10 protein-coding genes are annotated in these 11,128 nt (G+C 43.9%); 4 read left to right on the top strand and 6 right to left on the bottom strand.

Going from position 1 to position 11,128, the window contains the following annotated elements:
• The first annotated feature begins 400 nt into the window (after positions 1 to 400).
• Both V7D75_RS09765 and V7D75_RS09760 read left to right on the top strand, forming a co-directional pair.
• Positions 401 to 835, top strand: coding sequence for a COG4315 family predicted lipoprotein (locus tag V7D75_RS09765; RefSeq protein ID WP_333614408.1), 435 nt, complete (start codon positions 401 to 403; stop codon positions 833 to 835).
• A 356-nt stretch (positions 836 to 1,191) separates the two neighbouring features.
• A complete protein-coding gene (locus V7D75_RS09760) occupies positions 1,192 to 1,470 on the top strand; it encodes a type B 50S ribosomal protein L31 (protein ID WP_068405148.1) in 279 nt (92 codons plus the stop codon).
• A gap of 116 nt (positions 1,471 to 1,586) precedes the next feature.
• Here V7D75_RS09760 and V7D75_RS09755 read toward each other — a convergent pair whose 3' ends face one another.
• The 5 genes from V7D75_RS09755 to V7D75_RS09735 form a co-directional block, all read right to left on the bottom strand.
• Complete coding sequence (locus tag V7D75_RS09755; protein WP_333614407.1) at positions 1,587 to 2,441, bottom strand: SGNH/GDSL hydrolase family protein; 855 nt, start codon at positions 2,439 to 2,441, stop codon at positions 1,587 to 1,589.
• Complete coding sequence (locus V7D75_RS09750; protein WP_333614406.1) at positions 2,435 to 3,832, bottom strand: nicotinate phosphoribosyltransferase; 1,398 nt, start codon at positions 3,830 to 3,832, stop codon at positions 2,435 to 2,437. The genes V7D75_RS09755 and V7D75_RS09750 overlap by 7 nt, the downstream gene beginning before the upstream one ends.
• A 129-nt stretch (positions 3,833 to 3,961) precedes the next feature.
• Positions 3,962 to 5,026, bottom strand: coding sequence for a bifunctional nicotinamide-nucleotide adenylyltransferase/Nudix hydroxylase (locus V7D75_RS09745; RefSeq protein WP_333614405.1), 1,065 nt, complete (start codon positions 5,024 to 5,026; stop codon positions 3,962 to 3,964).
• Between the two features lie 270 nt (positions 5,027 to 5,296).
• The gene (locus V7D75_RS09740) at positions 5,297 to 5,932 is read right to left on the bottom strand and encodes a glutathione S-transferase family protein (protein ID WP_333614404.1); all 636 of its coding nucleotides are present in this window, start codon (positions 5,930 to 5,932) and stop codon (positions 5,297 to 5,299) included.
• Positions 5,933 to 6,074: 142 nt separating this feature from the next.
• Positions 6,075 to 7,064 carry an alpha/beta fold hydrolase gene (locus V7D75_RS09735; protein ID WP_333614403.1) on the bottom strand — a complete coding sequence of 330 codons (990 nt, stop codon included), beginning with the start codon at positions 7,062 to 7,064 and terminating at the stop codon, positions 6,075 to 6,077.
• A 404-nt stretch (positions 7,065 to 7,468) separates the two neighbouring features.
• On the opposite strand from V7D75_RS09735, the gene nfuA reads away from it, so the two are divergent.
• Both nfuA and V7D75_RS09725 read left to right on the top strand, forming a co-directional pair.
• Complete coding sequence (gene nfuA, locus V7D75_RS09730) at positions 7,469 to 8,152, top strand: Fe-S biogenesis protein NfuA (protein ID WP_102076939.1); 684 nt, start codon at positions 7,469 to 7,471, stop codon at positions 8,150 to 8,152.
• Between the two features lie 259 nt (positions 8,153 to 8,411).
• Positions 8,412 to 9,716 carry an O-acetylhomoserine aminocarboxypropyltransferase/cysteine synthase family protein gene (locus V7D75_RS09725; RefSeq protein WP_333614402.1) on the top strand — a complete coding sequence of 435 codons (1,305 nt, stop codon included), beginning with the start codon at positions 8,412 to 8,414 and terminating at the stop codon, positions 9,714 to 9,716.
• A 338-nt stretch (positions 9,717 to 10,054) separates the two neighbouring features.
• Here V7D75_RS09725 and V7D75_RS09720 read toward each other — a convergent pair whose 3' ends face one another.
• Positions 10,055 to 11,074 carry an adenosine kinase gene (locus tag V7D75_RS09720; RefSeq protein ID WP_333614409.1) on the bottom strand — a complete coding sequence of 340 codons (1,020 nt, stop codon included), beginning with the start codon at positions 11,072 to 11,074 and terminating at the stop codon, positions 10,055 to 10,057.
• Positions 11,075 to 11,128 lie beyond the last annotated feature (54 nt).

The following is an 11,128-nucleotide window of genomic DNA, read 5'->3' as shown; positions in this document are numbered from 1 at the left end:
TTCAACAGTCATTTTAAACCGCCGTAGTCATATTTCTCATTGTGTAGTAATTCTTAATATGGGTGTCTTATTCTACGAAAAAATTACTCAAATTAGCATGGCAAAAACGTAAGTAGATGCATAAGTTTTGTCAAAGGACGGCAAACAAGAAGCGTCTAGAACACAGATTTGTAAAAGCATTTTTAGAAAATCGAAGAGCAAACTTTATTTAATTTGTAAAATTTATGCGCTTTTGTAAATTTATATGATGCGAGAAATAACTGATTTTATGTCTGTGCTATAGTAAAAATACTTACGGTCAGCTTTAAGCCGTTTTTTGCTTTAAGGTATAGGATTGCAGACCACAAGAAGCTATTTAAAAGAAGCAATTAAAAAAATCACTATTAACAAGGACGTTACTATGAAACACATACTTATGTTATCTGTTATTTCTGGTGCATTAGCGCTTAGCGGCTGTTCTACGTTTAACAATATGCTGGGCAAGGACGATTCTGGCATGCATGAGGTGCAAGCGACCACTAAAAATACCGCGCCAGTTGCCAGTAAAAATGGCATGTTGGTCGATGCAACCAATCATATGACCTTATATACCTTTGATAAAGATTCTATGAATAAATCAGAATGTGGCTCAGCTTGTCTGGTTGCTTGGCCAGCGTTTTTGGCACCAAGTAATGCCAAAGCCTCAGGGCAGTTTGCCGCCTTTAAACGTGAAGATGGCAAATATCAATGGGCGATGAATAGTAAGCCGTTATATTTTTATGCCAATGATACCAAGGTTGGCGATAAAGATGGTGATAACAAACTTGGCGTTTGGCATATCGTAAAAACTAAATAGCGTCAAAACCATTTTAATACCAATAAAGCAGCAGCTACCTATAGCTGCTTTTTTAACGAGTTACTGATAGAAATTTTTAACCTATCGCTATAATCTGATAAGCGCTTAACGTGTGCTCTTATCAGATAAGCGACTTGCATCGAGCAACAAAAACCGTTAAAATCGCGGTTTGATTTTCCCGCTGGGGAAAGGCTAAGTGAGCAGCGGTGTGGTGTTGGGTGCTGGAATAAGCCAGTGACGTAATTGCCAGGCTGACAGATGTCCTTAGTGCCTCAGTTACGTATGTGAGCGTGCTTGATAGTCAAAATGCCATTAAGTAACAGCGCTGTACATACATCGGACATAGAGAGTTTATTATGCGTAAAGATATCCATCCTAATTACCAAGAAGTTTTGTTCCATGACACCAACGCTGACGTGTTTTTCTTAACTCGCTCAACCGTTAATACCAAAGCCACTCGTGAATACGAAGGTAAAGAATACCCATACTACCCACTTGATATTTCAAGTGCGTCGCATCCATTCTATACTGGCGAACAACGCAAAACGTCTACTGAAGGCCGTGTTGCAAGCTTCAACAAACGCTTTGGTGCGTTTGGTGGCCGTAGCAAGAAAGCTGCTGATTCTGCTGAATAATTTATACTTATGGTATAAATATATGTCGCGAAGCAGTCTTTTGCTAAGCAATAAAAAACCGCTGACTATTCAGCGGTTTTTTTTATCTAAATTTTAATGTTAAGTATTTGCACTACTCAGCTACTTAACTTAGTAGTCGACGAATCTAGCAACTCCACAATCAATTCTGCCACTTGCTGCGCCCAATAACCATACATCAAACTGCTTGGATGAAAGCCGTCGCTGGCAAACATCACTCTGATATCGATCGGCGTGCCGTTAGAGTGTTCTTCTATCATGCGCGCAAAGTTCGTTGCCATATAGGTAACATGATCGTGAGTAGCACAGATTTGCTGCAAGCTATTATCAAGGATAGCGGCTTTGGCACCAACGAAGTTATTCAATGGCGCAGGTATCGCAGGCATTTGTGCCATCGGAGGTAAGCTTAAAAAAACCAGCTCGCGTACGCCAAATTTACGCTGGGCGATAGCAATGATGTTTTCAATTTGCTGTTGCCATTGAGCCGCAGAGACTTTAGAGGTGGTGTCATTAACGCCGACACTTAATACCATCACATCGATAGGTTGGCTCGGTGCAGGCAACACATAAAGCCTGCGCAAAATATCAAAGCTGGTATGACCCGTGGTCGCTTGCAACGACCAGTTTAAGGTATCAAAAGCGCTTTGGATAGCAGGCTGCTCAGTCAAAATAGGTATCAAATGACCAACCAGCGCCTCTTGTTGGGTTTGACTACCGACGCCAGCCGCTGCCGAATCACCAACGACCATCAGGTTCAATATATTATTGCTTTTACCCTTTGAGGTAATAGGCGAGTTATTGAGCTGAACCCGACCATGACGCTCGCCATTTGGCTCAGGCAAGCGTACGGTATCACGCTTGATTTTGTACCCTTGATAAAGGTAAACAGGGGCTAGCAGCACGTCCTTGGCAGCAGCGGTTATTTTATTTTGCATTTTTTTAGTAGCTACCATCCTGCACGCTCCCGAATCGTAGTGAGGTTATCTTCAATAAGTAATTTACCATCGATATATACATCGCGTAATAGGTTATCTTCAGCTGTCGTTAAATCATCCGCTTTAATGGTTTCTATGTTGCCTTTGCTATTTTTTATGAGTGCCAAACGGCCTTTTTTTGAGCGTTTTGAGCGACTGGTGACGGGGTCCTTATAGATATCTTTCCATACGCCATCGATAGAGATGGCGCTGGCTTTCATCGCCCAGCTCATGGTATCGCGATTGACTTGCTGTAGGAGCCCGCCGCCCATGCCAAAGGTGATATTGTCGGCGCTAAACCCTGCGTTTAAGACTACATCGATGATTTTACTCAAGCTTTGCGGACTGATACCATCGCCTTGAATGACACGTACATAATCAGGCAGCACTTTATAGCCTTTACTATTCACAGTCGTGCCAAATTTCACAGCCAAGCGCTCCAAAGCTTCGCGCACGACTTTTGCCGGATCACCACTGTCTGGTCGAATAACTAAAGTGCCGCCCATATTTTTGACATCTTCTTTTAGGCTACCGCCCCAAATATTATCAATGGCATTCCATAAATCATAGCTGTCAGATACCACAGAAAAACTTTTACCAGCGCCGCCAAACTGTTCAATCATATTGGCAAAGGCGGCGGCTTCTCCGTCGCGACCCCAAGCTGTCATAGTGCTATGCTCAGCGGCAGGAATAGAAAAGGCTGCCATCTCTTTGTCCATGTGATACCAGCGGCTGGCGGCAACCAAGGCCGTCATCGAGTCGGTACCAGCAAAGTTCACCAAATGCGCAAGACTACCGAGTGCCACAGATTCTTGGCTCGAAGCACCGCGTGAACCAAAATCATGTAAACGGAAAATCAGTGATTCGGTATTGTCGGCAGATTTTTCTAGTGCCTGACGTATGATGCCTTTGCAATAATGAGAGACGCTAGCAACCGTTGAGGGATACCAAATCGCCCGCAGTAGCGCCGTTTCGATATAGCTTGGTAGCCAATAGAACTCAGGGTCAGTATTGATAATTTGACAGACCACATTGGATGCCGGAACGACGCTGCCTTCAGGAATGGCTTCGATGCGCAGTGGCAGATAACCGCCATGCTTATCTACCAACAGCTCCCAGCCAGCACGGTTAAAGGTCAAGCCATGGACTTGAATGACCGCTTCGGCTTCATCAATATCTTGATGGGTAATCGGCGTGCTAAGGTATTCTTTGATAAAGGCTTGCAAGCCAAAAAATACCACATCGTAGTCGCCTTTACGCGCTTCGATGTAGCTTGACAGATACTCGCTACCGCTTGGATACTGCACCCAATGGGAGGTTTTATAGCTGTCGCTATTTAAGATTAAATTATTTAAATTGCTGGTGTACATCACAGAACTCCTCTGCTTTTAGATGCCGCAGCTGTTTTTTAATAACCGCTGCGGCGGTGAGCCATTGCCGTCTATCGGCGCTGGCGTGAAAAAAGGTTAATAAAAATTGTATAGGCAAATAGTAACAAGCTATAAGCCAACCATTTTAGCGATAATCGCATAATGGTCTTCAAACATCATGGTCGCATCAAGCTCTGCAAGTGGTAGCCAAAACGCTTTGGCTGCATCGTCGCCACCTTTTACTTTTGGCAAGCCTTTTGGGTCATTTTTTAGCTGAAAATAAAAAGCTTGAGTAATCGTACGCCCACGCGCCGAGCGATAAGGGTCGTCAAAGGTATGCTGGCTGTGGCAAGAGCCACGTAGTACCGGTTCAGGCACTTTTAGACGGGTTTCCTCGCGTAGCTCGCGGATACAGGCATCAAATAAGGTTTCTTTTGGATTCAAAAATCCACCCGGTAATGCCCATAGCCCGCGTCCTGGCATACTGCGGCGCTCAACCAATAAAATATGCCCTGATTGCACGACGAGCGCATCAGCGGTCATAAAGGTTGGTGGATAAGGCGCAGACTCCCATTGTCTTTTATATTTATCGACGAAATCGGCTTCTTCATGCAGGTTTTGATAAATATCGGTCTTTTTGAAGTCATTGAGGACGTTGCGGGTCGACTCAGGGGTGCGCTCAGGCGTTGGCGTGGCGCCCATTAGGTAGCTGTCACGAATAGGGGTGGCGGATAAATTGTGATAATTGGGCACAGAAACCGACGCCCAATTTGGGAATAAGGATAAATAATACGATGAGCTGTCTTTTGAATGACCAATCAGCCCAATATCGCCTTCTAAATCGCCGGTGACGGATTTGACGCCCGATTGCACATATTGTAGCCAACGCGTGTCATTGTAAAGCGCATCGTCGAGTGCGACGCAGTGGATACGCGCCGCTTCTGCTGACGAGTAGGCGTTCTTTATCATCGTCGCGCGCTCATCGACGCTAAATGGATTACGCAAACTGCGCGGGAGGTTGGCAGAACCGATCAGCATAATGACGTTATCAGCACGTTTTAATGCTTCATCGACCACTGCCTTATGCCCGCAGTGAAACGGCTGGAAACGTCCAATAAATACCAAATAACGGTAGTCTCTATTGTTGTTTTTATCCGAGCTTTTATTCGAACCTTGCTCTGCTGATTCACTCATAACGGCCAACTCCTAACTTACTGCTATCAATTATCAATTCAAAATGTCTCAAAGAGGCTAATACTGACACAGCCTATATCTGGCTGACAAGTATAAAGATGTTTAGTGCGGTGACTTTATCGCTTTAACGAATTTTAGCGCTTGGTTTTTGCGCTATGAATGTTATTTTAAAAGACAATATTTTTATAGATATAAAAGCAAAAACCCTTCTAAATGCTAGAAAGGTTAAGGTTAGAAAGGTTTTTGCAAAAGCTTGGAAAATTAAAAATATCAAATCTCAAGTGTTTTGATTTTTTCTAAGCCTTGCTGCTCAATGACGGCAGTCAAACCTTTATCTTCTTCAATACGTTTGACAAAGGCATCAAGGTTTTTATAGTCAGATAGATCAATCTCAAACTTTTTCGCCCACGTTAGGGTGATATATAAGTAAATATCAGCCGTGGTTTTACTGCCTGTTAGATAATCAGTTTTACCGAGCTGTTCGTTGGGCAGTCTAAGCAAATGGGCGATTTTTTCTTTGGCTTTTTGTTTTAAGCTTTCTTGTGCAGCATTGCCTTCAACGAAGCCATCAGGGCCAAAGAGCGGGGCAAAGGCTTTATGCAGATCGGCATTCAAAAACCCTAGCCAATGCATCATTTCACCTTTACCAGCCGGTGAGGTATCTGAGCCAAATATATTGGCATCGGGATAGCTGGCATCGATATACACTTGGGTAGCGATGTTTTGGGTAATGATAGTGTCGCCATCGACGATAGCTGGCACCGCTCCTTGCGGATTGATACGTAGATATTCTTCTGATTTGACCGAATCATGATCTAATAGCTTGAGCTCGTAATCTGCGCCCGTCCATTCGAGGGCGGTGTGCGGTACAACGGCGCAAGTTCCTGGTATGACATATAACTGCATAAATTACTCCTTTGGATTTATTATGGCGTTCAATCCAGTCTAAACAGCCAATCTGGCTAAGTCAGTTATATTGTGTGAAGTTAGTTTTAGGAGATGTAGCATTATGCTGTTTGCGTCATTTGACCTATTCTAATCTGCAAGTTTACCCTGCATGTTGCTCAATCCATGCCGCTACCGTTGGCCAAATCTCTTTGGCAGCCGTACGACTATTTAAAATGCGGCTATGGGTATAATCGTCTAAGACGCCATGACTTCGCGCATATTCGCGAAAAACGTTGGCAGATTTTTTGTTGAGCGAGTGATTAAAGTCGTTGAAAAGTGACAGGCAACCTTGAGTTGGCGAGATGAATTTATCACCTTTGGCGCTGATAGCATAAATGGGTACAGTAATATTCGGCATATACTGCCGATAATCAAAAATCGCACTTCCAGGAGTATTTTTCTGGCGAGCGCTGCTATCAAAAGCACTTTTGTTAATACCATTCGCATCTATATCACTTTGTTTAATAAAACTGCTGTGAAAGTTTTTATGCAAATTCCACTCATACCATTGATTCATGGTGTGATGGCTTTCATTGATGGGTCCCAGTTTGAGTTTTTTGGCGGGTATATAGCCAAATAGACGCGTAAATAGTTTAGCGGCGACTATTTTAAAATAGTTCTTCGGATTGACGATGGCGCCGTACACTTGGCAAGCGAACATGCTGATGCTATTTATTTTATCGTTATACTGCGGATTTTGAATGAGAAACATCGTTAAGCAAGCGCCGCCGCCGCTATGGGTGACGCAGTGTAAATTGTTGAGCTTTAATTCGTTAAATAAATAATCGAAAGTGGCGGCAAAATCATAGGTTGCAACGGTTTCGAAATTGAATTTGTCTGTTGGGTTTGAGCTTGCACCATGAGCGCGCCATTCCATGATATAGCAATGATGGCCAAGTCCAGCTAGGTATTCGGCGATTTTTAAACAGGTTTTTTTGTCCGAAAAAGTGCCATGGGTTAAGAAGATATTTTGTCCTTGATGCGCATTAAGGTTAGATAATTGATGGCTTTTTTCATTATTAAAAACTTTCCAAATAGCGATTTGTACGGCATCTTTGGTGGTCACAAAGTTTAGATTCTCAGTCAACATACTGCTCTCTCAAAATAGTTAAGATTCTGATATTTATTCTTTTAAAATTTTCATAAGCTCTTTAGTACATTCTACGCCCGCTAGACTTGATAAGTCTGCACGCCGTCTTTATATACTATGAAGATAAAGGCAGCTTACTATAGGTAAGCCTTATTAAAAATAGCCATCGCTTAAAACCTCAGCGCTTAAAAACCGCTACTGCCAATTCACACTAGCCTAGTCGGAATTATGCGTTAAGTGCGCTATAATAGACACCATAAAGAGCCATAAAGAAATTTTCATCACGGTCAAAGCATTAAAACGATAAGCCAAAATGATGGTAATTTCATTAGTCCCAACCTCACATAGACGACACAGTAGACGTGGCCAATATAACGCTTGTGTCATAACACATAGGAAGCATTATGAGTGAACACAATCCAACTGATACTCAAGTAAACCCTGCTGCCGATTACGAGTCAGCGTTAGATACTGAGCAAACCGAAGCTAAAAGTAACATCACCATCACTGAAGCGGCGCAAGGGTATTTGGCAGATTTATTAGCTAAGCAAGATACCGATGGTATCGGCGTGCGTATTTTCGTCGAGCATCCAGGCACACCGCGTGCCGAATGCTGTATGGCTTATAACCAGCCGGGCGAAGAAGATAGCGCTGATTTAAAATTGACTTATGATGATTTTTCTGCCTTTATTGAAGCGGCATCGGTGCCTTATTTAGAAGATGCGGTGATTGATTATAATAAAGACCGTTTTGGTGGGCAGTTGACGTTCCGTGCGCCAAACTCAAAAGTGCCAAAAGTTGGTGCTGATGCCAGTGTCGAAGAACGTATCAATTATGTCTTACAGTCGGAGATCAATCCAAGCTTGGCCGCTCACGGCGGTGATGTCCAGCTGCTTGAATTGATTGATGAAGAAGGCGTTGGTTTGACCGCGATACTAAAATTCGGTGGTGGTTGCCAAGGCTGTTCAGCGGTTGATATGACCTTACGTCAAGGCGTCGAGGTACAGCTAAAACAGCAAATTCCAGAGCTGACGCAAGTCATCGATGAAACCGACCACACACGTACAGAAAACGCTTACTATAAATAAAAATTGATGAGTCGTTATAAAAGTAGCGCCGATATCATCTAGGAATATGCTTATTAGTTTAATTGCTTATAAATATTGCTTATGAATATTTGTCATTAAGAGATGAAAAATTTGCTATTCTTTTAATAAAGAAGCTGGGTTATGATTAACTCAGCTTTTTTTATGACTTTTTGTTATAACCATTTTTGATAAATGAAATATGGGTTTAATAACCTATTACTACCCCTCTAAATATCCCATGACATTTTAGGAGCACCTGATGAGTGACGGACAACCAGCCAAGCAGAATACCCAGCGCCTTGAAACCTTAGCCATTCATGCCGGCTATAGCGTCGAGCCAACCACCAAAGCGGTCGCCGTGCCTATTTATCATACCAGCTCGTATGCCTTTGATAATACCCAGCATGGCGCCGATTTATTTGATTTAAAAGTTGCTGGCAACATTTACACCCGTATCATGAATCCGACGACGGCGGTATTAGAAGAGCGTGTTGCCGCACTTGAGGGCGGTATTGGGGCGCTAGCGGTTGCCTCTGGTATGGCGGCTATCACTTATGCTATCCAAACGATTTGTGAAGCAGGTGATAATATCGTCGCCGTATCAACGCTATACGGCGGCACTTATAATCTATTTGCCCATGCGCTGCCGCGCCAAGGTATCGAAGTGCGCTTTTTTGACCACAAAAACCCAGAAGCGATTCGTGATTTAATTGATGATAAAACCAAGATGGTCTTTGCCGAAAGTATCGGTAATCCATTGGGTAATATCGTCGATATCCAAGCACTGAGTGACATCGCCCATGAATATGGCGTACCAGTGGTGATTGATAGTACGGTTGCGACGCCGGCGCTGTGCCGTCCATTTGAGTTTGGTGCTGATATCGTCATTCATTCATTGACCAAATACATGAGCGGTACGGGCACCTCAATTGGTGGCGCGATTGTTGATAGCGGAACTTTTCCTTGGGGCGATTATCCTGAGCGCTTCCCATTACTAAACACCCCAGATGAAAGCTATCACGGCGTAAACTTTGTCAAAGACGTCGGCGCAGCGGCCTTTATCGCTCGTGCTCGCGTCGCGCCTCTACGTAATACTGGTGCAGCAATCAGCCCACTCAATGCTTTTGGTATCATGCAGGGGATGGAGACATTGAGCTTGCGCATGGAGCGTCATGTGCAAAACGCCCAAGCGGTTGCTGAATATCTACGCGACCATGACAAGGTTGCTTGGGTAAAATATGCTGGTCTACCTGACCATCCTGAGCATGAGCTTGCGCAAAAATACATGAAGGGCACGCCATCTGCCATTTTAACCTTTGGGGTAAAAGGTGGCCTCGAAGCAGGCGCGCGCTTTATTGATGCGCTGCAACTGATTACGCGCTTGGTCAATATCGGTGATGCTAAGTCGCTCGCTTGTCATCCAGCCACAACCACTCATCGTCAGCTTAACGAGCAAGAGCTAGAAAACGCGGGTGTTAGTGCGGATATGGTGCGTCTATCAATTGGGATTGAGCACATTGACGATATCAAAGCTGATTTAGAGCAAGCACTGGCTGCTGTTTAATGAAGCAATTGCTTCTTTCTATTTTATAAATACTAAAAAGCCCATATCCGATGATATGGGCTTTTGCTTATTAGATGCTAAAGTTTTGTAGGCAATCCTAAATAAAAGCGCGAAAATATTATAAGGTGCTACTGGTATAGTGAGTGAAAAGTGATACCGATACATCACGCACGCTGCTGATATCAATTTTTCTTGCTTGCTGTGCGACTTCGTCGCTCCAGAGGCCGCGCAAAATTTATCCCAGCAGCACTATCTTTTATTAGGAGTAAACTAGAAACGCCATCTCAGACACTTAGAAACTTAGATTTTAGCGCTTTAGTAATCAAATAATCCAGCCACTAAACCGTTAAAACGCGGCGCGAGATATCTTGATACTCTTGCGATGATAAACGTGGACCAAACTGCTGAATCACTTGGGCGGCGATTTCGCTGGCAAGTCGTCCACATTCTGGCAAGCTATAATGCTGCGATAAAGCATATAAAAAGGCGCCAGAATAGTTATCACCGGCACCATTGGTATCAATGACATTCGTAACAACTGGCGTCGGAATCTCATAAATTTCAATATCAGACTCATCATTTGGCTTATGGGCGATGATAGCGCCATTGGGACCATCGGTAACCACCGCCGTTTGGCAATGCTCAAGTAGGGCACGCGCCGCAGCTTTATGCTGTTTCTTATCGGTGAATAATTTGGCTTCTTCACTATTACAAAATATCACCGCGACTTTATTGCCAAGCATATTAAGTAAGCCTTCTTTGGCAAACTTTACGACGGCAGGATCGGCAAAGCTGACGGCAATTTTGGCACCATGGATACCAGCTTGTTGGCGTAGTTTGGTCATCGCAGGCTGAATCCCTTCGGACATCGCTAAATAGCCTTCTAGGTATAGCCAGCCTGCTTGGGTTAATGCTTCAAAATCGACGTTATCAGCGGTGATATCGCTTGAGGTACCAAGGAAAGTTTGCATGGTACGCTCACCATCTTCGGTCACTGCTACCACGCATGAGCCCGTCACGCCGCCTGCATGAATCGACTGCGGGGAGGTGGTGACGCCCGCTTCGTGCAAGTCTTTTAGGTAAAACTCGCCTTGTTTGTCATTGCCGACGCGGCAAGCATAGAAAGGTTTACCGCCCAAACTTGCAAAGGCATACATTGCATTGGCCGCTGAGCCGCCGCCTGCTTGTTTTGATGGTTCAATATCGGCCAATTTAAAATACGCCAATAACTGCTGCTGCTCTTCGAGTCCTGCAAGCGTCATATTGCCTTTGGTCAGGTCGGTTTCTTCTAGCGCTGCATCTGACAGCAGATATTCGTGGTCAACCAAGGCATTACCTATCGCCATCACATCGTACATACTGTTTCTCTCCTCAATGAATTTATCAGTATTTAACCTATATTTTTTAGCTGA

Origin of the sequence: Psychrobacter sp. (assembly GCF_036731945.1) — a bacterium.
Classification (GTDB): domain Bacteria; phylum Pseudomonadota; class Gammaproteobacteria; order Pseudomonadales; family Moraxellaceae; genus Psychrobacter.
This window is presented reverse-complemented; position numbering and strand designations above follow the sequence as displayed.

Coding starts and splice junctions, on each gene's coding strand:
- V7D75_RS09765 (WP_333614408.1), top strand. CDS start 401: ATGAAACACATACTTATGTTATCTGTTATTTCTGGTGCATTAGCGCTT.
- V7D75_RS09760 (WP_068405148.1), top strand. CDS start 1,192: ATGCGTAAAGATATCCATCCTAATTACCAAGAAGTTTTGTTCCATGAC.
- V7D75_RS09755 (WP_333614407.1), bottom strand. CDS start 2,441: ATGGTAGCTACTAAAAAAATGCAAAATAAAATAACCGCTGCTGCCAAG.
- V7D75_RS09750 (WP_333614406.1), bottom strand. CDS start 3,832: ATGTACACCAGCAATTTAAATAATTTAATCTTAAATAGCGACAGCTAT.
- V7D75_RS09745 (WP_333614405.1), bottom strand. CDS start 5,026: ATGAGTGAATCAGCAGAGCAAGGTTCGAATAAAAGCTCGGATAAAAAC.
- V7D75_RS09740 (WP_333614404.1), bottom strand. CDS start 5,932: ATGCAGTTATATGTCATACCAGGAACTTGCGCCGTTGTACCGCACACC.
- V7D75_RS09735 (WP_333614403.1), bottom strand. CDS start 7,064: ATGTTGACTGAGAATCTAAACTTTGTGACCACCAAAGATGCCGTACAA.
- nfuA (WP_102076939.1), top strand. CDS start 7,469: ATGAGTGAACACAATCCAACTGATACTCAAGTAAACCCTGCTGCCGAT.
- V7D75_RS09725 (WP_333614402.1), top strand. CDS start 8,412: ATGAGTGACGGACAACCAGCCAAGCAGAATACCCAGCGCCTTGAAACC.
- V7D75_RS09720 (WP_333614409.1), bottom strand. CDS start 11,074: ATGTACGATGTGATGGCGATAGGTAATGCCTTGGTTGACCACGAATAT.